This window comes from Paenibacillus zeirhizosphaerae (assembly GCF_030705605.1).
Lineage (GTDB): Bacteria > Bacillota > Bacilli > Paenibacillales > Paenibacillaceae > Paenibacillus > Paenibacillus zeirhizosphaerae.
On the sequence record NZ_JAPCKK010000014.1, the window covers coordinates 362,357 to 386,095 of the forward strand.

Sequence of the window (23,739 nt, forward strand, 5' to 3'; positions counted from 1 at the left end):
TTCCTTCGTATCGTAACATGATCTAGTAGGAAGGTCAATTTCACCACTTCCCCCAGAAGCTGCTTAAGAATCCAGTGCCGTAATGACTTTTTCGGAAATCAGCATAAAGCCGCTGTCCGAAGTCTCTTTAATGTAAAAACCGACTCTGTACTTGCCTGCCGTCTTGAAATCATACGTAAAATCATGGGTGCGGAACCAGAAGTTATCCTTCTGCTTGCCTATAATCTCCTGTGTCTGAATATCCTTCACGTTACCAGCCGGATCCGTAATCGCAATCTTAACAGCAGCAATATCGGTTGTCAGACTGTCAATCTGGGAGAATACATTAAACTTCAGTTTTCCCTTATTCACATTCCCAAATACAGTATCTCCCTTGAACAGGAAAATATGAACGTTCGGCTGCTCAAATTGAACTTTGCCTGTGGATGAATCGTAGGTTACGAGGCCGTTAAAATCCCGAATCGGCACATAAGTCGTGCCATCGATCACGTATCCACCCTCTTTGACTTCCTGTCCGTTTATAATTAATTTGACTTCCTGACTACTAGCTTCGGCGGACAATACAGATCCTCCCATTGTAGAAAGAGCCAACACCAAGACCATCACTTTTGTCCATTTCATTGCTAAAATGTCCCCCCATCCATCTTCTGTTGTAAATTTATACTTTTCAAAACTCTACAAGTTGCGCTGCTCCACTCACAAAATTGCCACTTTTGTCATGGAGTATTTTGCCTGTTACTGTAACCATGTTAATATGGATGTAGTTCCCAATACCCGGCTAACCGAAAAATCAGTAAACAGACAGCCAAGGAGGTTCAACGGATGACATTGAAACTGCAGATGCTTGGTACAGGCAGCGCCTTTGCCAAGACACACTATAATAACAATGCACTGCTGGATAGCGGAGAAGCCAAGCTATTCATCGACTTCGGAACGACCGCCCCGCTCGCGCTCCATCACATGGGACTGCCGATTACGGATTTGGATGCCATTATTATCACTCATATTCACGCCGATCATGTGGGCGGGCTGGAGGAGCTAGGCTTCCGCATGAGCCTCATCCACGGGCGCAAGCCTGTCTTGTATGTTGCAGAAGCGCTCGTAGAACCGCTGTGGGAGCAAACGCTAAAGGGCGGAATGTATCAGAAAGGCATGATTGAGCGGATGGGGGATATTTTCGAAGTGAGGCCGCTCGTTCCGGATCAGGCTACCGACCTCGTTCCGGGAATCCGGGTTGAGTTGATCCCTACCAAGCATATTCCAGGCAAGGACAGCTACTCTCTGTTCATTAATGAGCGGTTGTTTTACAGTGCGGATATGACCTTTAATCCGGAACTTCTGACCAAGCTGGTACAGGAACGTGGCTGCAGAGCGATTTTGCATGAGGTGCAGTTGCTCGGCGAAGGGGCTGTGCACACCACCCTGGACGAGCTGCTCAGCCTGCCGCCGGAGCTGCAGCAGATGATTCATCTTATGCATTACGGCGATGAAATAGAGTCTTTCCGGGGATGCACAGGCGAGATGAGAATTTTGGAGCAGCAGCGTATTTATGATGTGGAGCAAGAACTGGAAGCATAGATCGGAGCATTGACGGAAAAGCCGCAGAAATCGTTGGTGATCCGCGGCTTTTTTGTGATTTTTGCGATGAAAAGATAGGTTACAGCTTTTTACGCATCCGCACATGCGGGATGCCTGCTTCATCAAAGGGCTCGTCGGAGATGGTTTCATAGCCAAGCTTCTTGTAGAATACCTCCGCCTGGCACTGTGAGTCTAGCAGTGAATAACGCAGCCCCAGCTCTCTTGCTCTCTCCTCCATAGCGAGCAGCAGAACACGTCCGTAGCCTTTGGAGCGGTAGTTTTGCAGAACCGCAATCCGCTGCATTTTGGCCGTTTCGTCGTCATAATAAGTCACTCTCCCGGTTGCGACCATCTCTCCCCCGTCCTGAATCAGGAAATGATGAGCCGTCTCGATGAGACGGTCATGCTGATCAGCTTCCTCTTCCGCCGGCACATTCTGCTCCTCAACGAACACCTTGATGCGAATGGCCAGCGCCTGCTGGAGCTGTTCCTCCGTCGTTACACTTACAATTTCAGCCGCCATGATTTCCCCCTATTGTTCTATAATGTATAGCGCGCATAACCATGTAAGCTGAATTATAATACAAAACCAACTTGGAAGGTAATTGGTTCGTCTTCATAGAAAGATGCGGCTCGGAATAGTGAAAAATATTTTACATTTATTAATCTGCTTGGGAAAATGAAATTTATTCAGATAAACCGTTGACATATAGGGACATTTCGGATAATATAAATTTCACCGCGATAAATAACTTGATCTGTTAGCTCAGCTGGGAGAGCACCATCTTGACAGGGTGGGGGTCAGTGGTTCGAGCCCACTACAGATCATAGCCGGGAACCCTTACTACGTAAGGGTTTTTTCTTTTTCACTTAGACTTCAGATACCTACAATGATTGCCTCTGGGGACAAATTGGGGACAAAACTTCAAATTAAGCATAGCAAACAGACTAAAATGGACTTAATTTCCCTTCATATCAATACAAAAATAAAAGCCCCGCAGACATTTAAGGTCAGCGGGGCTTTTACCGATGCTTTCGGATTTTGAATCAATCCTATCTCTTCTGGTCTATTTTGTAAATAACACTAGAAAAATATTCCTAGGTCTGATAGACTATCCTCATAAAATTCAAAGGGGCTTAATAAGGTATGTATAATAGGTATGTGCTGATACTCCTCGCTTTTCTCCTGCCACCTCTCGCTGTCCTACTTGTCAGAAAGCAACCCATGCATGCTATTAGTTGCACGGTACCTATGTTCTTCTTTGGTTGGTTTTTTGGAATACCATATGCACTTATAGAAGTCTTTTATTATGAATATAAAAAAAAGAATGGAAAAGTTAATTCGAGCCCTGCCAATAGAAAACACTAAGAGGTTCTGTTACCATTATAAATCTGCGGGGCTTTTTAAGTCTGTTCTAAATTCAATCTGAAGCACAAAAAAAACTCTGCTAACCTCTACGGTCGGCAGAGCTTTTTGTAAACATAAAATCCCAAGCGCTTGGTAATTACTCCGCTTTATCCGTTGATGAGGATCCTGCCGCCTTACCGTCTACATACGCCTCAGCCAAGATGTACACTGCGATTAAGGCAAATGCACCGATCACCGCCGCCGTCTGAGCGATGGTATTTTCAGATGCACCGGCAGCAGTCATTACTGCAGTCACCAGACCGGCCAGGAGCGCCCAAAACTTCCGGCTAGACAACTTAGCTTTCCAATCGATCTTATTCATGACTCAATATCCCCCCCTTATTCTTCCGGCATCCCTGCAGCACGCCGCAGGTAATTTGCCAGATTGTTATAATGCTTCATGCCCGCTTGATCTCCGCCGCGCTGCGCTTTGTACCAAGCAGGAGAGAGCCAGCGGAATATGATCTCCTGGGCGTTGGATTTCGGTAGCTTCTCTGGCAAAGGCATTCCGTCTACAGTAATGTCGGCAGCGACAGCACCCCGTAAGTTGTTCGCCAAGTTGTGGAAATGGGTCTTACCCACTTCGTCCCCCTCTTTCTGCTCAGCAAACCAAGCAGGCGACACGTAATTCTCAATCAGCGTAGTTGCGATGTATTCCGGCAGCGGTTCAAAATATGGTGCGGTCGGCACAATTGTTTCACCCTTCAACTCGGCAGCCACATCATAGATCAGATCCTTTAGGGTCTTGCCGATGGTCTTCAGCGCTTGGTCACAGTCACTCTTCCGGGAAGGGTCAAGCTGCTTGTGGCTCGGGATCTGCGTCAGGGGATTCTTGTTCCACTTGTTACAGCAGTAGGCCAGATACCAGACAAACCGTTTGTATGCCTCCAGCGTGTCGATCTTACCGCCGTAACACAGTTCGATGCCCAGGGCGATGTCGTTCGCATCATCACCATACCGGTCATTGTCGGTCATAACATTGTATCGGACATGCCAGGCCTTCTCTGCTCGATCCGCGCCAGTGCCGGTCGGGATGATCTCCAGTATCTGCTTATCATCCACAAACACCTGTGCCGACGCGTCCCGGTCTGTCATCGTATTGAAATAGTTGTCCGCCGTGGCTCCCGGATTGCCGGTATCGTGGGCAACAAAAAAGCCCGGAGTACCCGACACAAGCCGGGTTCCAGGCCTTACATTTGGACGCTTATCAATGTAGCGCCGCTCGATCTGATATTTATTTGGATTGAAGCTCATGGTTCTCCTCCTTCTTCTGTTCCCCGGATTTTGATTCAAAAATTTTCACCGCATTGCTCAGTACCGCTGGCATCGGTACCCCCATCCTGCCGACATTCTCAATGACGGATAGCAGCTCATTCGCCAAGTAAAAGAAAATAACAGCATCCCGGAAATAGTGAGAGCCGCCGAGAATCTGATCAATCATGTGGGCCATGCCGACCATTAAGAATATGGCCACCTTCCTGGCGATGCCATAATAACCAACCCGGCTTTTCAGATCTCCATTGATCCAGGCTGCCGCCCAGCCGGTGAAAAAATCAATGATGACCATCCACCACAGCAATGCCAGCATGGTTGTCCAACCGCCGAAGAAGTACCCGATCATGGCACCCCCGGCCAATCCCTTAATAATCTGATCTATCTTTTCATTCATACCTTTTCCCCCTATCATAATTAGAGCCCCCAGATCGGGTCCGAGGGCATGAAAATAAAAACGCCTATGAGCCTACTAAGAATGCAAGCTCAGGAAACATTCCACCGGACGTCATTATAGAGTTGGACTCAAATTGCGGGAATGCCATAAAATTACATGGAATAGACGCCCTACAACCAAAGAAAGAAAGGCGCTCATCCATGAAAAAGGATCCTAAACAACTGAATGATACAAGGCCTGTAGACGCTTTGCAAAAAGAGGTAGAACGTTTGCGCATGGAGAACGCTTATCTAAAAAAGTTGAATGCCTTAGTTCAAAACAAGGGAAAATCACCAAACAAGACAAAGCGCAAGTAGTCTATGAACTAAGGAACGAATTTTCGGTGAAAGCACTCCTACAGCTCGCAGATATCCCACGTAGCACGTACTACTACTGGGTGAATACATTAAATATGCCGGACAAAGACTCTGAGTTAAAAGACATGATTCAAGCGATTTACGAGGAGCATCAGGGGCGTTACGGCTATCGCCGTATTCAAGATGAGTTAGTGAATCGCGGTCATCGTGTTAATCATAAGAAGGTGCAACGTTTGATGAAGGTATTAGGCTTAAAAAGCCTGGTACGCATGAAGAAGTATCGTTCATATAAAGGCTCGATTGGCAAGGTTGCACCAAACATTTTAGAACGTAACTTCCACGCTGAAAAGCCAAATGAAAAGTGGGTTACCGATATAACTGAATTTAAATTATTTGGAGAAAAACTATATTTATCTCCTATGTTAGATCTGTATAATGGGGAAATCATTACGTATACGATCGGCTCAAGACCAGTCTATTCCCTTGTTTCAACGATGTTAGATCAATCATTCCATCGACTAAAGGATGAAGATACGCCCCTGATTCATTCCGATCAAGGCTGGCATTATCAGATGAAACCGTATCGCCATACCCTCAAAGAACGGGGTCTCAAGCAAAGTATGTCCCGTAAAGGTAACTGCTACGACAATGCCGTCATCGAGAATTTTTTCGGCATCATGAAATCTGAATTTCTGTATTTAATGGAATTCGAAAGTATCGCACATTTTAAACAAGAGTTATCAACATACATCGATTATTACAATAACAAGCGAATTAAGGCAAAACTAAAAGGCATGAGTCCGGTACAGTACCGAACTCATGCCCAACAAGTTGCCTAATGATATAACCTGTCTAACTTTATGGGGTCACTTCATTGAGGTCCGAGACCTCATATCCGTCCAAGGCATACCAAATAGCCGAAAAGATATGAGGGTCAATGCTGAACTGGTCCTCTATAATCTCACCGGCTTTGTCTACTGCATATGTCAGCTCCTTCAGCTCATCCACCGTATTCGGGCAATTGCTGGAGCATATGATCTTCTTGAACCTCTTCACTTTCTTGGTGTACTGGAGCCTGCTGCCTGCAAACTTCTTAGCTGCGCGCATATTGAACCCCATTTGCCTGAAGAACTGAATGGTCTTTGGTTCCGCGCTGTCAGCTCGGATCAGCTCACCAGTCCCCCTGAATTCGGCAATATCCTCGGCCGTCCGGTCATCCGTCATCTGATTTCGGTAATATTCCCAATGGATATACAGGATCTTTGACGTATGATCCACCGTAACCCTGAGCAGTGCGTTGTATGACTCCTCGAATCCAAAGTCCATACCTGCCCGGTCTATCGGATTCCGGATACGCTGTACCGCTTCCATGACAGCCTCATGCGGCCACTCCTCAAACTGCGGCAGGACTAGCTTGCCGTTAATGCCAAAACGCCCCTTGCGGGCCACGCGGTACAGATCTGGGTCATGCTGCTTCAGGTCCTCTAACTGCTCGATGTAGGATGACGGCAGGAACAGGTTATCATCGGCAACAGAATGGTGATAGTACGTGTCATTGACCACCTTAATACGATCCTGATACAGTTCCTTATCATCCAGCACATGAACTTTTGCCTTGGTGTCTTTGAAAAAGTACTTATAGCACCAGTCGGCTGTACTGACCGGATTGGTGGACAAGATCATATGCAGTTTGAGTGTCGGATGCCGAAGACGGCCTATCAACTCCTTGAATCCCTCATACTTTACCTCAGAACACTCTTCTAGCCAGATGATAGACACATTGTGAATTGACTTAAGCTTCGCTGGCTTATCCATCCCTTTGAAGATAATCTTCGAACCGTTTGGAAAACGAATCTGCAGCGGGGATATGCCCGTTTTGACCTTCCCCTCCAGGCCAAGATCGACAATGATCTCGGACAAGAGTGAATATATCGAATCCCGGTGAGTATCGTACACTTCCCGAACGACAAGCGCCGTCCGCTTCTCAGCCAACAGCTTCATGATGAGCTTCAGGGCAACGTGATAACTTTTACTGCTTCCATAGCCGCCGACCAGGAAATAAAATTTATGATTCCAGTCAAATAAAAAATCCTCGAAATGAGGATTCACTTCCTTCACCGTCATGGCCGCTCACCCTTCCGAGTGATGACGATCTCAATCGGCTTATCGTCGTCTTTGGCAACCTTTTGATCAAGCAGGGCAACCTCGCCTTTCAGCTTCTGGATCCGCAGCTGCTGCTCATTATCAGCAAGGCCCTGGCGGCACATTTCCTCATACCGCTTGATCAGGCTCTGCAGCGTCGCCATGGCCCGGCTCTGCGCTTGTAAAAAGGCTGCGTGCTTGTCCCAAGCCTGCTGCACTTCCCATGCTTGGGAATAAGATGAGTCGCCGTTCTTCTCCTCGATCAGCGTTGTGGTTGTGTCCTGCTGATCCCGAACATACATGAGCTGCTGCGCCCGGATAATGGCTGCGTGCTGAATAACGATGCTGTCCCAAAGCATATCCAAGGGTGAACGGGTCTCAAGCTGCTGCAGTATCTCCCGGGTTTCATCCGGCAGGTACTTGGCAAACAGGCCATGTGTCACAGCGTTTGAGTTGCCCTTAGGAGCCGACCCGCCGCGATTCCCCTTGGCGTTTTGATTGCCTGGGGGTGCACCTGGTCGTTTGGTATGCATACCTTTGGAAGAGGGTGCGCCCCTATCTCTATTCCAGCCGTGCCGCTGCTTCCAGCTCTTAACGGTGTTCAGGGAAACCTCATACTTCTCCGCGATCTCTTTATATTTAAGCCCGGCCTGATAATCCTGTTCGGCCAAAATGTGCTTGTCGGCCATTTACATCACCACCACCTCCGCCGATTGTGTTTGTTTTGTATGTAAAATCTGTAAATTAAAAAAAGCCACTCGTTTGAGTGACTCCTAAAAAAACTTAAGAATTATTCTTCTTCAGCAATCATCTATCCGGATCATAAGTAACATACAGAAAAAGTGTTTTTAAATTTCGAATCGAAATAAGAATTGAATGCGCTGTAATAGACAGCCACACTACGGCGCAAATCCACCCCCAGATAGGAACCGCCATCTTTAGATCTGTAGGTATAAAAGAGCCAGCATAATACAGTGAAATACTTAACAGAACCACAATTAACTGTATGCTAACTGCCCAGGTGAAAAAGGTAACTAGAACATCATAAACAGGTTTTCCATTTGAATCCAGATGACTCCTTAATTTTTTTACGTTATCACCAATTGCAGAAATTACAGTGATACTTGTGAGATTGAAGCCAGCAAGGATTGAAATAGCTGCAATAACTTGACCACTCAGATCTCTAAACTTCGAAATGAGGTCTTTAAAATCAGAAATATAAAATGATGTCCACCAAATCAGGAGTGATGATATTAAGAAAGGCAGGAAAACATCAGTAATAAGCTCAGATCGGGAAGAATTTTTCCAGTAATTCTTAAAAGTCACCCATGGAAAATTATTTGCCTTTAAGAACTTTTTGATACTTCCTGCCATTTAATATCACTCCCTTAATTTCCTCCGTTGATTTGCCACTTCTTTCAGAACATTTTCAACGGATGTAAGCATCGGTTGATTATTTGTATCTACTTCAACTCTTCGTCTGTATTGCTCTTGTGAATCATCAAGTTTTATTACCTTTTCAGCACCAGCTAATTTGCCTCGGACTACGATCTTAGTTACACCTTGCTGGTCTTTGTACTTTTTAACCAGAGGTAGAACTCCCTTTAATCCCGATCTCTGATATTTAGCTTCAAATTCAAGCTTAACATCTGTTGCAGAAATCTCTTCGACATCATTTTGAAGGGCCCTGACCGCTTCATTTTCATCTGCCGCTATTTCAGTCTTCGATACTTCAATTTCAATTTTGTGAACAGTATTAAGCTGTCGAATACTTTCAAAGAAGTTATTTTCGAGAAGTGTACAAATCTGAATAAAAGTCAGATTTCTTCGCCGAATCACTTCAGCTCCAAGTGTTTCAATGTATTCCTCAAATCTTGGTCTGTTTAATCTTATGTTGCTTTGAAGAAGCAACAAGCCATCTACTTTTTTGATTAAAAAGTATGTAGCCTCTGTCTCCCCTTCCCGGACTAATTTAGGATTAGGTCGCAGAGTCAATTGATCAGCATGAAGCAATTCTCCAGTTGTACCATATTCGGCCGATAAGAAACGTCCAAAAATGTAGTGCTCATCTTCTTCAAAGTAATCTAAATACATTAACCATGAATCGTTATATCGACGTGTCCGCTGTTCAACTGCTAAAGTGAAAATTTCAGCCCATAATTCACTCACAATTGCTGCGTCCCACATGATAGCGTCAGTTTGATTCCGAGTTGAAGTATCAAGGTAATGCAGGTCAATTTGGTAGGCGTTAAATCGTTTTGGCTTTTGTGGCAAATTTATCCCTCCTAATACCGGATAATTTCTACACCTTTCGCCAAAACCCTTCTTTAGTCTCGCTTTATTACCCAAAAATAAATATTACACTTCTTTTGACCCATGACTTTAGTTCGCATTTCATTTAAAAAAGAGCCCCCGGTTATGGAGGGCTCGTTAATAGACAGACTTATGGTGGGTATGCTGTATGACACGTTGTACGACAGTACGTACGACAAGATCACAAAAATTCTTTTTAAATCTTATCCTTAGCCCGTGTAATATAAACCTGCACAGACCGTCTTGACAGCACCAGCTTACTCGATATCTCCTGCATTGTCAAGCCCTGCGCCATATGCAGCAGGAAGCATGTCCGCTCTCTATCACTCAACGCATGGCCCATCGCCTTTGACAGGGTGGGGGTCAGTGGTTCGAGCCCACTACAGATCATAGCCGAAATCCCTTGAAGCGTAAGGCTTCAGGGGATTTTTGTTTTTTCGAAAAATTTGTATTGCTATTGGGTTGGGGTCCATTTAGGGTCCGCTTGAAATATGCATATAAAAAAGAACCCAAGTAGGGTTCTTCAGGTTGTTGACAAAGCCCTGTTTTTTGGGGGCTCGTTTGGATAATTAAATGAATTCCTGAAGTATTGAGCATTATGAAAACAAAAAGATCGCCCTATCCGACCAGCTTGGCCAGGTGGTTGACGATCTTCTTGACGTTTTGGCAGATGGCAGTCATGAGCGCTTGCTCCAAGACTTTTTTATGTTCTGCGGCAAGCGAAATTTTGGTGTTTAGGCTGCTTTCTATAAAAAAGAGGCTTGACTTTGGAATGAGATTAGACAGGTACTTGACACCTGTGTGCTATATTTAATAGGTAATAAGCAACAATTTTCCAGGGAGGCACTAATGTTTCAGCATATCAATCAAAACTATACAGAAGTAGACTTCAGCATACAGGATTTAAGATACGGTGAACTCATAAACTGTATTTTTAACCGCTGCTCGTTTGCTAACGGGTCACTGGAGGAGATTACATCCAGTAACTGCCGCTTCATGGAGTGTGATTTCCGTGGGACCTTATTGAATGGCTCAATTCATAAAGAAAGCGCGTTTGAGAATTGTAACTTTAGTAGTGCCAATTTCTTTGTTTCCAAATTTGAGGATTGCAAAATGATGGGCTCTGAATTTCCTAACTCAAATCTGGACGGGATCTCCATTATTCAAGGCGACTGGTCATATACCAACTTGAGACATGCCCGGTTAGCCAGGCAGGATTTACGTGGTGTTAAATTTTTTGAGGCTGACTTATCAGGAGCTAATTTAGAAAAATCCGATTTAAGGAATAGCGATCTGACCATGGCGATACTGGCAAAAGCGAGTTTGCAGGGGGCTGATGTAAGGGGATCTATTATGGAAGGAGTAGATTTCAAGACATTTAACTTGACTGGTATGAGAATGGATAAGGAGCAGTGTGTATTGGTTGCTCTTTCTCATGGTGCTAAAGTAGTTTAGTTATTAATCAAGCTTATAATAACACTTTTATAGCGCTTGACGAGCAAAACTGACTAAGTAATTATGTATGGTGTACAAGCTTGCCCCTATAAATAACGAGTCGCCGAAAATAAATCGACGACTCGTTATTGTAATTTCGTTCAAAAATGTCTGTCACTAACATTTGCTGCGGAGCTTCCTCGTTAGGACATCACTCCGTTTTATCCACTTTAGTCTCAGAATTAGATCGTGCGGCCTGACCATCCACATACGCCTCGGACAACATATATATGGCAGTAGAGCCGAATGCGCCGATCAGTCCAACTATTTTAACCGTAACATCCGAATCGCTTGAATAGCCGAAAAGCGCAAGGCCCGCAGTTACCAGGCCAGCTAGAAGGGCCCAAAATTTCCGACTCGCCAGCTTTCTTTTCCAATCCATAAATCGAAAACCTCCCTTTTAAGCTTGTCTTTCTTGTCCTCCTTTTGTCCACCAGCCAACTTGCTTAAGCTTGGCTGACGTACCCTTCATTGTATTCTTTTCACCCCTCGCCCGACACGGTTACAGTGTCGCGAATAAGAAAAACCACGAGCCTTAAAAGCCCGTGGTTCAGTAATTAGTTTCGTTCCCCATCATGCAATACTGCAGCTCCAATGAACGCTGCTCACTAAAGCTGCTTTTACAGATCGTCCATCAAGTCCAAGATATGCTGCGGGATCTGGCGGCCGTTCTTCTCTCTACCGTCAGAGTAGACAATCAGTGGTTCACCGTCCACAAGCGGGTAACCTCCGCCGTATTCAAAGTCCACCTCGGCTACTCTGCCACGGCCGTACTTTTTTGCCGTTGCCTCCTCGCTCACCACATGAAGCACGGATTTCATATCAATATAAGCGTATCCTGTTGCCATTGCTGATCACTCCTTTTCTATGTCATTATACGACAGCAGCACCCTTTCCGTCTGCTGCCATCTTCGGTAACATCCAGCCCTACTCGGTTCAGATTCAGTTCATGGAAGGCATAACAGCGATTTTAGCGAATAGCAAACCGCCACTGCTTCGATTCCGAAACAGCGGCGGTTAGTGAGTGTGCCTATGAAATGCTCTGCTCCCACAGAACAATATTAGTTCGTAAACGTATGTCTGCCCAGTGTCAGTACAGCAGGACGAGCCATACTCCACTTGGAAGTAGCGATTGCCGGATTGTAATAATATAATGAGCCGTTGGTCGGATCCACCCCGTTCAATGCCTGACGGGCTGCTGCATAGGCCGTTTTATTCGGAGTCAGATAGTACTGCCCGTCCTGCACGGCTGTGAACTGTCCCGGCTGCATAATAATTTTAGAGATGGAGTCCGGGAATTCATCCGACTGGACACGGTTCAGAACTACAGCACCGACGGCCACCTGGCCTTTAAAAGACTCCCCACGCGCTTCTGCATATATAATACGTGCAAGCTGCTCCAGCGTCGTCTGACGCGCAGGAGACAACGCGTTCAGCTTGGCCTTCGTAGCCTGGCCCACCATCCCATCCGCGGTCAGACCATAGTCGCGTTGGAAACGTTTTACAGCCGAGTCGGTGATAGAACCAAAATAACCTGTGAAGCCGGCTTTGAAATAACCAAGCACTGCAAGCTGCTCCTGCAACTGCAGCACATGCTCGCTTTGCATTCCTTTCGAAAGAGATTGCGCGCTTGCCGTAGCAGGTGAGAAGGCCAATCCCAAAGCACAGGCGCAAGTAAAAATAAGAGCGGATAATTTCTTCATTGGTCGAGACAACCCCCACATTCATTTTCTGACCGGTCCAAGACCCGGCTTGTCCAACTTATGGCGTTTATCCGATAGTGAAGCTGCCATACACGCTCGCAATGGCGAAACAACTCGAACTGAAGATAAGGACATCGGACAAAGCTGATTTCCGTAGAAGTGTACCATATTTGAATAAACTGGATAACCCGACTCTAGTCCTATCATAAAAAAACCTATCACAGCAGCGTTTTTTGCATTTTTCTACTCGCAGGACATATAATCTAGGGCTTTGGTTACATTCCTGTAACCAGCCGCTTGCTGTACATTCTCCAGGCCAAAAGAATCATTTAATATGCGCATTCCACTCCACTTTGGCTCCATAAGAACGCAAAATGACCACCCTTTACGGGTGGCCGTCTGTCGGCAATGAAGGGAAGCTCGAAGGTTCGAACCTAGAGTGAATCAGTTTGTGACTGTTTTTTATTCGCAGGCGCAAACCAGCCGAGAAGGGCTATCGCAATCAAGACACCATAGAAGATAAGGGTCCAGACTGTGCTATGCGGGAAATCATGATCTAATACACCAATATCTTCATGGGCCAAGGTAATCACAGCGAGCTTGACGCCGACCCATGCCACGATAGCATAAGCCGTGGTCTCCAGTGCTGGCCGTTGAGCAAGCAGCTTGACAAACCATGTGGCCGCAAATTTGATCAGGATGAGCCCGGCGATTCCGCCAAGCACAACAACCATGAATTTCCCTCCGTCCATACCGCCGAAATCCCCAAGTGGTGAATCCGGGAGGCCAAGTGCCAGAGCCACTGCAGCAAGAATGGAATCAATCGCAAAGGCGAGATCTGCAATAGCAATTTTTCCTACGGTTGGCCAAAAGCCTTTTCCGGCAGCATCTTTCTTCACGTCCTCGCGAATGTTCTTGTTCTCCCTGCCGAAACGCGCTTTGATGATATGCTTTAACCCGAGGTACAGAAGATAAGCAGCCCCGATCGCCTGTATTTGCCAGACATTCGCAATAAACGATATCGCAAACAGAGCGGCAAAGCGAAAAACAAAAGCCATAATGATCCCATAATTGATAGCTTTCTTCTTCTGGTTCTCCGGTAAGTGCTTCGCGATAACCGCCAGAACAAGGGCATTATCGGCCGATAGTAAACCCTCCAATGCAATAAGAATCAGTAATGCCCATGCATACTCCAACCAAATTGATTCCAACAGTACTTCTCCTCTCTTATGTTAAAATGTTCGTGACAAACTTCTCGCTTTAAACGCAAATTTCAGTTAAAGCAGAGGAATTTCTTCAGACTTGATTGTCCCGTCACTCCCTTCGTTATATACGCTGTCAAATTATGTATCGTTTCATTCATAAACGTATAAAATTTAACATTAACACGGCAAGAATCTCTGATCAAAGCAATAAATAGCTAGAGCTCTAAATTCCCAACGAGCAACAAGCCCACCTGGAAGCGGCGAGCTTGTGTTGTTTGTATTATGTTACGGTCATTGAAAACGCTCGAAGCGGTAGGGCAGCAGATTGGCCGGCAGCTCCAACAGCTTATCCTGATCTCTCGAAGCTATCGCCCATTCCAGCAATTCGTCATAAAGACTCTCCTCTTTAATGCCCCCGAACCACGCAGGACCGTCCGGCGTCTGGATCGATACGACATTGGCGATATCACAAGGACCGAGACAGCCTGTGACCGTCAGTTGGATCGACTTCAGCAGCTTCTCTTCCTTCCATCGGCTCTTCAATCTGTCGAGCGGTATTCCCGGCCTCCCCTTCTCTGTCCGTCCACAACAGCAGCCGTTGCAGATCATAATCTGGCCAAGCACTCTTCGTTTCGTTACTACTTGTTCCATCAATAGTATCCTCTCCCATGCACTGGTGATCTCGCATAAGCCTCCTCGCCTGGCTTCATGTTGAGCAAAAAACCCTCAAGCCGCAAGGGCTGAGGGCGAGAGTACATAAGAGAACAGACCGCAGACCACTTATCGATCCCGATCTCCATATTATGTACACCGTTCCTTATCCGCGAAGGGCTGATGCGAACCTAACAGGCAGGTCTTCTGGCTCCCGGATCGGCACCTGTCTTCCGTCTTCCCCAGTTTGCTGAGTGACATGTATAGAAGAAGGCTCCCCGGTTACAGCGGCGCGACCGCTAGGGATTTTCACCCTATTCCCTTTTAACCCCGGCCATGGCCAGGGCACCTGCAGGATTGACCCCATTATAACGGATCGGAGGCCGGATGACGAGTTTTTAAAAGGTTTTGCGTATTCAGAGTTCCTTGATCACGAGCCCCCGATCATCAAAGCATAAACGACACCTGGTCCATGGACGCCTATGGTCAAATCGTTCTCGATATCCGATGACCGACTCGGACCCGAAATGAAGTGAATGCCTGCCGGTAGTGGCTCACGCCCAGCCTGGTCGAATTCCGAGAGAATTTCTCCCAGCCGGGTCTTCAGCCGTTCCACCGGAATGAGAATGAAGAGTACGGTGGGCAGAAGACTTACCGAGCGCCCTTTATGCGCTGACGAAAGCACTGTCACCGAACCGGTATAGGCAGCCGCATAATCGGCCATCACAATACCAAAATCCGCCTCGGCTGCTTTGGCCTTCCACGATTCCGCAGGGTTCGAGTTCCAGACAGCAATGTCCACGCCCGGAATAGCGGATTCCAGATCAAGCGCCGCCAACTCCGGCTGATCCTGCCGAAGCATGGATCTGGCCCCCATCTCCGCTGCCTTATCGGCGATGAAGGCGGATGCCTCCTTCATCGTAGCCAACCTGTTTACATGCCCGCCCACGCTGCTGAAATTGGCGGCAAAGCGATCGATCCGCTCCTGCTCACTCCACTCAAATGCCTGCCAGAACTCTGGCGCGCCCCGCAGCGGATGCAGCGGTGGCTCCATTACCCGTGGACGCTTCAGTCTGGAGGCAATACCACCCATAAACCGTTCCTGCTTGGCGCGTGACTCGGCTTCCAGCCGGTCCAGCCACGCCTGATGCCCGCTATTCATGCCGCTCCCCCTTTCCCCGCTGCTGTAAAATAGCCTGCATCCGGCTTTGCAGCGCCGGGTCTGGCTGCGGCAGCGAGCTTCTGACCTCGCGGTCCAGCTCCTCCCATCCCTGGCGGAAGCTCTTCTTCGCCAGGGATGGAGCTAACCGGTAGCTGTTCCAGCCCTTCAAAGGCCCGAGCTTCATGGAAATCGCTCCGTCTCTGACGAAGGGCTTTTGACCCAACTGGCCTAACCGTACAGCCGCAGTGAACCGCTTCGAGTTGGCTGCCACGACCGCAAAGCCCTTCATGCCGATTGCCTCCAGCCTGTTGCCATGTCCGCTTTCCACCTTGCGCCGCCGCAGATAGACGAGCATGTCATGCAAGGGGATTTTCACTGGGCAGGCTTCATAGCAGGCACCGCACAAGCTGGATGCGCTGGCGATGTCGTTCCATTCCTTCGTATTGCCGTTCAGCGCCGGGGTCAGAACAGCACCGATCGGCCCGCTGTAGGTTCCCCCGTAAGCGTGGCCGCCGATGTGCCGGTATACCGGGCACGCATTGAGGCAGGCGCCACAGCGGATACAGTTCAATAGCTCCTGGAATTCCGGATCGCCAAGCTGATTCGAGCGGCCGTTGTCGACAATGATGATATGCATTTCCTCAGGACCGTCGGCATCTTCAGCACGGCGTGGACCAGTAATGCCGGACATGTACATCGTCAGCTTCTGTCCCGTGGCCGAGCGCGGCAGCAGCGTAGCCATCACCTCCAGATCCGCCCAGGAAGGGACAATGCGCTCCATACCCATGAGGGTGATTTGTACTCGCGGCACCGTGGACACCATACGCGCATTGCCTTCATTCTCAAACAGCACCATCGATCCGGTCTCCGCGATCGCAAAATTACAGCCCGTCATGCCGATATCTGCCGCAAGAAATTTCTCCCGCAGCTTTTTGCGGACAAATCCCGCTAGCACGGTCGTGTCCGCCGCCAACTGCTCGCCCGCTTCCTTCGACAGCAGCTCGGCGATCTGATACCTGTTCTTATGAATAGCCGGAATAACGATATGGGAGGGTGCCTCACCCGCAAGCTGAATAATATATTCCCCCAAATCGGTCTCGATCGTTTCGATGCCCGCCTGTTCAAAGGCTTGGTTCAGATGCAGCTCCTCCGATACCATCGATTTGGATTTCACCACACTGCAGGCTTGATTATGCGCGGCTATATCCAGGGAAATCCGCACCGCATCAGCCGCCGTATCGGCAAAATGAATGTGCACCCCGTTCGTGCGGGCATTTTCAACGAATAGGTTTAGGTAATAATCAAGATGGGCAATCGTATGCAACCGGATTTGACGCCCCCGTTCCCGCCATTCCTCCCAGTTGCCGTGCTCCTCCGAGGCCATTTTTTTGCCGTTGCGCAGCCGTTCGGTCGTGAACTTCACCGCCTTTCGGAGAAATTCATCCTTCAGCGCTTGATCGGCTCTGTCCTTAACGTCAACAGCCATTGAATTACCTGTGCTCATGCTGTCCCACTCCTTCGTACAGCAGCTCGGCCAGATGCATGACCCGGACGGGCTCGTTCCGGTAACGCAGATGACCGGCAATGTTCATCAGACAGGCCATATCCAGCCCGACAAGCACGGATGCCTCCGTCTCCAGGATGTGATCCGCTTTCTCCGTCACCATCGCGCCCGATATATCAGGCATTTTTACAGCGAACGTCCCGCCGAAGCCACAGCAGTCCTCCGCGAATGGAAGCGGTACCACTTCAAGGCCTTGCACGCAACCCAGCAGCTCCATCGGTTCGTCCCTGACACCGAGCAAGCGGCTGCCGTGACAGGATGGATGGTAGGTGACCTTATGCGGGAAAACTGCCCCTACATCCGTCACACCCAGGACGCGCACCAGAAACTGTGTAAACTCATACGTCTTTTCTTCCAAACGCTGCGCCTTCTCCAGCCAACGGGGATCATCCTTGAACAGCTCTGGATAGTGATGAATCATATAAGTGCATGACCCTGAAGGAGAGATGACAAAATCGCTGTCATCAAAAGCCTCCAGCAGCGTTTTGGCAGCGGTTCGCGTCTCCTCCCAGTATCCACTGTTGTACGAGGGCTGTCCGCAGCAGGTCTGCACCCTTGGAAACTCCAGCCGAATCCCGTATCTGGCCAGCAGCCGCACCATCGCTTCCCCGACCTGCGGGTATATGGCATCACTCAAACAAGTGATAAATAACGAAACCTTCATGTTCTCACACCTCTTTTATAGATACGTCCCGAAACGGAGAAAAAGCCAAACCCGAATCGTTCCGGGCTTGACTTAAACGGTATGGCTATACTGTCGTCACGGGAATGGAAAGCTCGGCCAGCCCGGCCAGCGCCTTGTCCTCGATTCCCCGGTCCGTAATCATTCTGCCGACCTGCTTGAGGTCCATGACATGGGTGAAGGCCTGCTGCCCGAATTTACTAGCATCAGCCAGCAAAACCACCTGATCCGCAATATCCACCATTTTCTGCTTCACTCTGGCCTGAAGCTCATTGGATTCACTCACACCGCGGCTGAAATGCACGCCTTTGCAGGAAAGAAACAATTTATCTACGTAATAAGCTTCCAGGGAACGCTCAGCCAGGGGACCGACATAAGAAAGGGAACGCTTGGCCAGCAAGCCGCCTGTGGAGATGACATCAATCTTCTCCTTGCCGCTCAGCTCCGTCGCCACCCGAATCGAATTTGTCAGCACGGTTAGCGGAACATCAGGCAGTCGCGCCGCCATATACCACGCCGTAGAGCTCGCATCCAGCAGGATGCGGTCATTCGGCTGGATCAGCTTCACCGCTTCCTCCGCGATACGGCGCTTCTCCTCCGCATGCATAATCTCGCGTTCCGAAAAAGGAAGCTCAGGCTGCTCATCCTTCACACTAACCGCGCCGCCATGCGAACGGCGCAATCTGCCCGCCTCCTCCAGCCGGTCGAGATCCCTGCGGATCGTCTCCTCTGTCACCTCGCAAAGTGCGCTCAACTCAGATACCCGGATACTCCCTCTCTCATTGACCAACTGTACTATTTTCTCATATCGTTCTGCGACCAGCATGCTACTCTTCACTCCAAACCGTTAATCTGCAAGCCCTGCGATCTGCCGGAACCGGCCGTATGCATCTTCCCACGCTTCCCTGTCGGAGGGCTCATAGGTCGTCATCGGGAAAGAACTGCGGATCACCTGCCGCGCCTCCCATATGTCAGAGAAAACACCCTGAGCGATCCATTGCACTGCCAAATTGCCGATGGCGCTTCCTTCCGCCGGACCGGCCCACACCGGCTTGCCAACAGAATCGGCCGTCCATTGGCAGAGCAGTGCATTATTGATGCCCCCGCCCACCATATGCAGGCCGTTAAAACGCTGGTTAGACAGCTTCTCCGTTAGCTCCAATATATATCGATATTTCAAAGCCAGGCTTTCAAATATGCAACGAGCTAATTCGCCTGGTCCGTCCGGAAGCTGCTGCTCTGTTTTCCGGCAGTACTGCCGGATGCGTGACCTCATATCTCCCGCGTGCAAAAACAATTCATCATCAGGATCAATAAAGGCGGCGAAAGCAGGAGCCTCTTCTGCTAAACGGACTATTTCGGTAAAGGAGTATTCAACTCCTGCACGCTCCCATTCTCTTTTCAATTCCTGAACGATCCAGAGTCCCATAATGTTCTTCAGCAAACGGAAGCTGCGTCCTATGCCGCCTTCATTGGTAAAGTTAAAGCGCAGCGTCTCTTCGTTGATTACGGGACGTTCCACCTCCGTCCCCATCAGGGACCAGGTGCCACAGCTTAGATAAGCAAATGAGCGATCAAGTGCAGGAACGGCGGCCACAGCGGAGGCTGTATCATGCTCGGCAACGGCAAGCACAGGAATGGAAGGGACGCCGAGATCTGTCATGACAGAGGATCGTATTCTTCCGGCTTCCGTTCCGGGGTCCGCCACTCTGTCAAACCAGGAGTCTGATACTCCGACACGTTGGATCAGCTCCCTATCCCAGTCACCCGTAACCGGGTTATACAGTTGGGTGCTGGTGGCATTCGTAAACTCATTCAGCATCTCGCCGGTCAGGAAATAGCGGAGCAAATCCGGAATCATCAGAAACCGGGACGCTTCCTTCAACAGAGGAGAATCTGCCTGCTTCATCGCCGCCAACTGATAAATCGTATTAAAGGGAAGAAACTGAATGCCTGTTCTTTGGAAGATATACTCCTTGGGAATCGATTGGAACATGCTCTCCATAACCCCATGGGTGTGCCGGTCACGGTAATGATATGGATTGCCCAGCAGCTCCCCGTTTTGGCCGATCAGCCCAAAGTCTACAGCCCAGGAGTCGATGGCAAGGCTTTGCAGCTCCGCTCTCAGATGCTTCGTCTTCAGCAGCCCCTGCTTGATTTCATGATAAAGCCGCAAAATGTCCCACTGCAGCCGCTCTCCGACTTTTACAGGCTCATTGGAGAAGCGGTGAACCTCCTCCACCTCGATCTTCGAATGGGTCAGGCGGCCAAGTAGCGCTCTGCCGCTGCTCGCCCCCAGGTCGTAGGCCAGCACGTTCACCAGCTTGCGCCTCCTTTGCCTCTAGCCAGAATATCCTGCGCATAGCTCCCTGCGAGATAGGCCTTCATCGGATCAGTCGGCAGTCCCTGCTCTTCGCGCACCGCCTGCAGCAGCGGGGTTACGTCAAATTCGAAGGCTCTGCGCACCGCGTCCTCCGCGCCCAATACGTCGCCCCGTCCTGCCGCCTCTGCCACCTCGTCATGATGGATCAGCAACGCCTTGGCATATTGAGTCTGCACATTCAGCACAGAGCGGATCATCGCCGGAATTTTTTGTTCAATATTATGTGATTGGTCGATCATGTACGCGATGCTGTCCACCGTGCTCTGTATTGCCGCATTCTCATCATTGGCCGCGTTCAGGATCTGATAGAAGATCAGAAACAGCTCATAAGGATTCACCGAACCCACGATCAAGTCGTCGTCCGCATACTTATAGCTGTTGAAATGGAAGCCGCCGAGCCTCTGCTCATCAATCAGGTAAGCGACGATATGCTCGATGTTCGCGCCTGGCAGATGATGCCCGGTGTCCACCAGCACCGCCGCCTGCGGTCCTAGCTTGACGGCATAATTATAAGCCATGCCCCAATCAGCGATGTCCGTATGATAAAACGCCGGTTCAAACGCTTTGTATTCAATCAGCATTCGCATATCGGGTGTAAGCGCTTTATACATTTCGCTCAGTGCGTCCAGCATCCAGCGCTTGCGGCGCCGGATATCTCCCTGCCCCGGATAGTTCGTGCCGTCCGCAAACCACAGGCTTAAATCCCGCGAGCCCGTCTCCTTGGCGATATCCACACACTCCAGCAGATGACCAATCGCTTTGCGGCGAATCGCCTCGTCGGTATGGGTCACGCTGCCCAGCATATAATCATCGTCCTGGAACAGATTCGGGTTTACCGCCCCGATGCGCAGCCCCAGACTTTCCGCATGGCTGCGCAGCTTGCCGTAGTCCTCCACCTTATCCCACGGAATATGGATCGCTACCGACGGGCACAGGCCGGTAACCTTATGCACCTGCGCGGCATCCTCCAGCTTCTCGAACGGATTTCTCGGCACTCCTGTTTTTTGAAAAACCTTAAAACGTGTGCCGGAATCCCCATATCCCCAGGAAGGGGTTTCAATTTTGAGCTCTTTTAACCGGTTTTTTACTTCATCAAGACGGATGCCTCGTGCCTGCTGCTGCTGCTCAAACAAGGCGTAAGCTTTGTCACTCATACAGAATCCCCCTGAATCTTAGAAATAGTAAAGCCAAATTTAGGCGGCTTCAACACTGTCATTTTCTGAAGCCGCTGTACAAGATACGCACCGCTCGACTGTGAACTTGTTCCCGCTCAGCGGGTAAACGCCGCTGGCACGCCGCCATCAATGGTCAGCATACAGCCGGTGGTCTTCTCCGCTTTGGAGGAGGCAAAGAAGGCAATGCCCTCCGCAATATCCCGCGGATAAATATTGACCAGCAGTGTCGTCCGCTTCCGGTAATGCTCTTCAAGCTGATCGGGCTCGATCCCATAAGCCGCGGCCCGCTCATTACGCCAATTGGAATTCCAGATGGCGGAACCCTGCAGGATAGCATCAGGCAAAATCGTATTCACCCGGATGCCATATTCGCCCCCCTCCGCGGCAATACAGCGGGCCAGATGCGCCTCCAGCGCTTTGACAGAGCTGTATGCAGTCACATTTTTACCTGCGTATACGGAGTTTTTGGAGCCTACGAACACCATGCTACCGCCCAACGTCTGCTCCTTCATCAGCTTGAACGCCTCGCGCGCCACCAGAAAATATCCGGTGCCCAGCACATTGATATTCAGGCTCCATTCCTTCAGAGACGTTTCATCAAACGGGCTAGAGGTGGCCAGCCCCGCATTATTGACGATAATATCCACACCGCCGTAATTCAACGAGGCCTCTGCATAAGCAGCCTTCACCTGTTCCTCATCCGTAACGTCCATTTTAACGGCAAGCGCTCTCATTTCACCGTGTCTAGCGTTTATTTCGGCCGCCACCTGCTCGGCTCCCTCCAGATTGAGGTCGGCCAGCACAACATGCGCCCCTTCCTCGACAAACCGGCGTCCGGTTTCACTGCCAATGCCCCCGGCTCCCCCCGTGATAAAAGCAACCTTGCGGGAAAACTCCGCCTCAGCCGGTGCCAACGACAGCTTATACAGCTCCAGTGGCCAATATTCCACATTGTACGATTCATTTTCGCTTAAGGAAACGAACCTGCCAAGCGCTGTTGCACCGCGCATAACCGCGATGGCCCGATGATACAAGGCGCCGCTGACTTTGGAGTTGACCCAGCTTTTGCCTGTGTTGATCATACCCAGACCTGGTATGAGGATGACACGCGGAGCGGCCTCGAACATGACGTCTCCTTCATTTTTGTTACGCTCAAAGTAGGCTTCATACTGCTCTTTATACGCCGCAATGCCTTCGGCCAGTAATGTTTTTAATCCTTCGGCATCTCCCGCGTCAGGGCTCCAGTTGATAAATAGAGGCACAACCTTGGTGTGCACAAGATGATCCGGACAGGCAGCTCCGACCTGCGAGAGCTCAGCCGCGTCCCGGCTGCACACGAACTGCAGCACATCCTCTTCATCGTCAAAGGTCAGGATCATTTTCTTCTCATCACTGACCGCTCCGCGAACGGACGGCATAATCTGTCCGGCGATACGCTTGCGGTCCTCAGTTGACAATACTGTATGCTTCCTGCCGCCAAATAGCTGCTGCTCGTTAATACGCGCTTCGATATAGCTTTCGGCTTCGTTGATGATCTGGATCGTTTTTACATAACATGCTTCGGAGGTATCTCCCCAGGTGACAAGCCCGTGTTTCTCCATCAATACCAGCTCGGCCTGTGGGTTATCCAGCACCCCTTGAGCAATCATTTTGGACAGTGTAAAACCGGGCCTTACATACGGAACCCATACGAACCGGTCACCGAAAATTTCCTGGGCAATCTCCCGTCCGTTGTCCGCGCAGCAGATGCTGATAATTGCGTCCGGATGTGTATGATCCACATGCTTAAATGGAAGAAAGGCGTGTAAAAGCGTCTCAATCGATGCCCGCGGATGCTTGGCATCCACCATGCAGTTAGCCAGGTAAGCAACCATCTCCTCATCGGACATTTCATCCCGCTCGAACAAAGGACGGATATCCTCCATACGCAGACCTGTAAAATTGCCGGCCTTCATGGTCGCCAAATCGGAGCCGCTTCCCTTGACATACATCACTTCCACTTCCCGGCCGCGAAAATCGCGAATGACCGTTTTGCTCGACGTGTTGCCGCCCCCCCAATTGCATACCTGGCGGTCGGATCCGATCAGATTGGAACGGTAAACCAACTGCTCCAGTCCCTCCGGAATTTCGGATGCTTTAGATGCTTCCCATAAGCTCTGTACCATAACTATACCTCCGAATATGTAATTTGTAATCGGTATCATTTCTTGTTATGACTATATCATCTTTGTTTTTGTTTGAAAATAGATAATAA

The 23,739-nt window shown here is 49.3% G+C and carries 25 protein-coding genes, 1 tRNA gene, 1 pseudogene and 1 riboswitch; of the genes and pseudogenes, 5 read left to right on the forward strand and 22 right to left on the reverse strand.

Annotation, left to right across the window (positions count from 1 at the left end):
- Window positions 1-63: 63 nt before the first annotated feature.
- Entirely contained in the window at window positions 64-621 is a 558-nt protein-coding gene (locus tag OIN60_RS08790; RefSeq protein ID WP_305754484.1) for a copper amine oxidase, read from the reverse strand.
- A 201-nt stretch (window positions 622-822) separates the two neighbouring features.
- Here OIN60_RS08790 and OIN60_RS08795 point away from each other — a divergent pair, with 201 nt between their 5' ends.
- Window positions 823-1,578 (forward strand): MBL fold metallo-hydrolase, encoded by a 756-nt coding sequence (locus OIN60_RS08795; RefSeq protein ID WP_305754485.1) that lies wholly within the window; start codon window positions 823-825, stop codon window positions 1,576-1,578.
- Between the two features lie 79 nt (window positions 1,579-1,657).
- Here OIN60_RS08795 and OIN60_RS08800 read toward each other — a convergent pair whose 3' ends face one another.
- Complete coding sequence (locus OIN60_RS08800; RefSeq protein ID WP_305754486.1) at window positions 1,658-2,101, reverse strand: GNAT family N-acetyltransferase; 444 nt, start codon at window positions 2,099-2,101, stop codon at window positions 1,658-1,660.
- A gap of 232 nt (window positions 2,102-2,333) precedes the next feature.
- Here OIN60_RS08800 and OIN60_RS08805 point away from each other — a divergent pair.
- A tRNA-Val gene (locus tag OIN60_RS08805) sits at window positions 2,334-2,406 on the forward strand.
- Window positions 2,407-2,725: 319 nt separating this feature from the next.
- Window positions 2,726-2,947, forward strand: coding sequence for a YqaE/Pmp3 family membrane protein (locus OIN60_RS22600; protein WP_370872440.1), 222 nt, complete (start codon window positions 2,726-2,728; stop codon window positions 2,945-2,947).
- A 136-nt stretch (window positions 2,948-3,083) separates the two neighbouring features.
- Here OIN60_RS22600 and OIN60_RS08810 read toward each other — a convergent pair whose 3' ends face one another.
- Genes OIN60_RS08810 through OIN60_RS08820 form a run of 3 tightly spaced genes read right to left on the reverse strand, consistent with a single transcriptional unit; the run spans window position 3,084 to window position 4,655 of the window.
- Window positions 3,084-3,308: a hypothetical protein gene (locus tag OIN60_RS08810; RefSeq protein WP_305754487.1), complete on the reverse strand. Its 225-nt coding sequence runs from the start codon at window positions 3,306-3,308 to the stop codon at window positions 3,084-3,086.
- Window positions 3,309-3,325: 17 nt separating this feature from the next.
- Window positions 3,326-4,240, reverse strand: coding sequence for a peptidoglycan recognition protein family protein (locus OIN60_RS08815; protein WP_305754488.1), 915 nt, complete (start codon window positions 4,238-4,240; stop codon window positions 3,326-3,328).
- Window positions 4,221-4,655, reverse strand: a complete 435-nt coding sequence (locus OIN60_RS08820; RefSeq protein WP_305754489.1) for a phage holin family protein — start codon at window positions 4,653-4,655, stop codon at window positions 4,221-4,223. The genes OIN60_RS08815 and OIN60_RS08820 overlap by 20 nt, the downstream gene beginning before the upstream one ends.
- Before the next feature lie 158 nt (window positions 4,656-4,813).
- On the opposite strand from OIN60_RS08820, the pseudogene OIN60_RS08825 reads away from it, so the two are divergent.
- A pseudogene (locus OIN60_RS08825) lies at window positions 4,814-5,850 on the forward strand (IS3 family transposase); the annotation flags it as partial.
- Window positions 5,851-5,869: 19 nt separating this feature from the next.
- Here OIN60_RS08825 and OIN60_RS08830 read toward each other — a convergent pair.
- The 5 genes from OIN60_RS08830 to OIN60_RS22605 all read right to left on the reverse strand — a co-directional run bounded on the left by OIN60_RS08830 (window position 5,870) and on the right by OIN60_RS22605 (window position 9,857).
- Complete coding sequence (locus OIN60_RS08830; protein ID WP_305754490.1) at window positions 5,870-7,135, reverse strand: PBSX family phage terminase large subunit; 1,266 nt, start codon at window positions 7,133-7,135, stop codon at window positions 5,870-5,872.
- The gene (terS, locus tag OIN60_RS08835; protein ID WP_305754491.1) at window positions 7,132-7,842 is read right to left on the reverse strand and encodes a phage terminase small subunit; all 711 of its coding nucleotides are present in this window, start codon (window positions 7,840-7,842) and stop codon (window positions 7,132-7,134) included. The genes OIN60_RS08830 and terS overlap by 4 nt, the downstream gene beginning before the upstream one ends.
- A gap of 118 nt (window positions 7,843-7,960) precedes the next feature.
- Entirely contained in the window at window positions 7,961-8,527 is a 567-nt protein-coding gene (locus tag OIN60_RS08840) for a hypothetical protein (RefSeq protein ID WP_305754492.1), read from the reverse strand.
- 6 nt (window positions 8,528-8,533) lie between these two features.
- The gene (locus OIN60_RS08845; RefSeq protein WP_305754493.1) at window positions 8,534-9,427 is read right to left on the reverse strand and encodes a hypothetical protein; all 894 of its coding nucleotides are present in this window, start codon (window positions 9,425-9,427) and stop codon (window positions 8,534-8,536) included.
- Window positions 9,428-9,662: 235 nt separating this feature from the next.
- Window positions 9,663-9,857, reverse strand: a complete 195-nt coding sequence (locus OIN60_RS22605) for a sigma factor-like helix-turn-helix DNA-binding protein (protein WP_370872441.1) — start codon at window positions 9,855-9,857, stop codon at window positions 9,663-9,665.
- Between the two features lie 458 nt (window positions 9,858-10,315).
- Here OIN60_RS22605 and OIN60_RS08850 point away from each other — a divergent pair, with 458 nt between their 5' ends.
- Window positions 10,316-10,921: a pentapeptide repeat-containing protein gene (locus OIN60_RS08850; RefSeq protein ID WP_305754494.1), complete on the forward strand. Its 606-nt coding sequence runs from the start codon at window positions 10,316-10,318 to the stop codon at window positions 10,919-10,921.
- Between the two features lie 190 nt (window positions 10,922-11,111).
- Here OIN60_RS08850 and OIN60_RS08855 read toward each other — a convergent pair whose 3' ends face one another.
- The 12 genes from OIN60_RS08855 to OIN60_RS08910 form a co-directional block, all read right to left on the reverse strand.
- On the reverse strand, window positions 11,112-11,342 hold the full coding sequence (locus OIN60_RS08855; RefSeq protein ID WP_305754495.1) for a hypothetical protein: 231 nt from the start codon (window positions 11,340-11,342) through the stop codon (window positions 11,112-11,114).
- A 238-nt stretch (window positions 11,343-11,580) separates the two neighbouring features.
- The gene (locus OIN60_RS08860) at window positions 11,581-11,808 is read right to left on the reverse strand and encodes a hypothetical protein (protein WP_305754496.1); all 228 of its coding nucleotides are present in this window, start codon (window positions 11,806-11,808) and stop codon (window positions 11,581-11,583) included.
- A gap of 213 nt (window positions 11,809-12,021) precedes the next feature.
- The gene (locus OIN60_RS08865; RefSeq protein ID WP_305754497.1) at window positions 12,022-12,663 is read right to left on the reverse strand and encodes a cell wall hydrolase; all 642 of its coding nucleotides are present in this window, start codon (window positions 12,661-12,663) and stop codon (window positions 12,022-12,024) included.
- A 434-nt stretch (window positions 12,664-13,097) separates the two neighbouring features.
- Window positions 13,098-13,874, reverse strand: coding sequence for a TerC family protein (locus tag OIN60_RS08870; protein WP_305754498.1), 777 nt, complete (start codon window positions 13,872-13,874; stop codon window positions 13,098-13,100).
- A gap of 285 nt (window positions 13,875-14,159) precedes the next feature.
- Entirely contained in the window at window positions 14,160-14,519 is a 360-nt protein-coding gene (locus OIN60_RS08875) for a (2Fe-2S) ferredoxin domain-containing protein (protein ID WP_305754646.1), read from the reverse strand.
- 180 nt (window positions 14,520-14,699) lie between these two features.
- A riboswitch (cobalamin riboswitch) is annotated at window positions 14,700-14,887 on the reverse strand.
- 62 nt (window positions 14,888-14,949) lie between these two features.
- Complete coding sequence (locus tag OIN60_RS08880; protein WP_305754499.1) at window positions 14,950-15,681, reverse strand: LutC/YkgG family protein; 732 nt, start codon at window positions 15,679-15,681, stop codon at window positions 14,950-14,952.
- The gene (locus tag OIN60_RS08885; protein ID WP_305754500.1) at window positions 15,674-17,185 is read right to left on the reverse strand and encodes a LutB/LldF family L-lactate oxidation iron-sulfur protein; all 1,512 of its coding nucleotides are present in this window, start codon (window positions 17,183-17,185) and stop codon (window positions 15,674-15,676) included. The genes OIN60_RS08880 and OIN60_RS08885 overlap by 8 nt, the downstream gene beginning before the upstream one ends.
- Window positions 17,172-17,909 (reverse strand): (Fe-S)-binding protein, encoded by a 738-nt coding sequence (locus OIN60_RS08890; RefSeq protein ID WP_305754501.1) that lies wholly within the window; start codon window positions 17,907-17,909, stop codon window positions 17,172-17,174. Before OIN60_RS08890 ends, OIN60_RS08885 begins: the two co-directional genes overlap by 14 nt.
- Before the next feature lie 85 nt (window positions 17,910-17,994).
- A complete protein-coding gene (locus OIN60_RS08895) occupies window positions 17,995-18,753 on the reverse strand; it encodes a DeoR/GlpR family DNA-binding transcription regulator (protein ID WP_305754502.1) in 759 nt (252 codons plus the stop codon).
- A 21-nt stretch (window positions 18,754-18,774) separates the two neighbouring features.
- Window positions 18,775-20,247 (reverse strand): rhamnulokinase, encoded by a 1,473-nt coding sequence (locus OIN60_RS08900; RefSeq protein ID WP_305754503.1) that lies wholly within the window; start codon window positions 20,245-20,247, stop codon window positions 18,775-18,777.
- The gene (rhaI, locus tag OIN60_RS08905) at window positions 20,244-21,464 is read right to left on the reverse strand and encodes an L-rhamnose isomerase (protein ID WP_305754504.1); all 1,221 of its coding nucleotides are present in this window, start codon (window positions 21,462-21,464) and stop codon (window positions 20,244-20,246) included. The genes OIN60_RS08900 and rhaI overlap by 4 nt, the downstream gene beginning before the upstream one ends.
- 116 nt (window positions 21,465-21,580) lie before the next feature.
- On the reverse strand, window positions 21,581-23,650 hold the full coding sequence (locus OIN60_RS08910) for a bifunctional aldolase/short-chain dehydrogenase (protein ID WP_305754505.1): 2,070 nt from the start codon (window positions 23,648-23,650) through the stop codon (window positions 21,581-21,583).
- Between the last annotated feature and the right edge of the window lie 89 nt (window positions 23,651-23,739).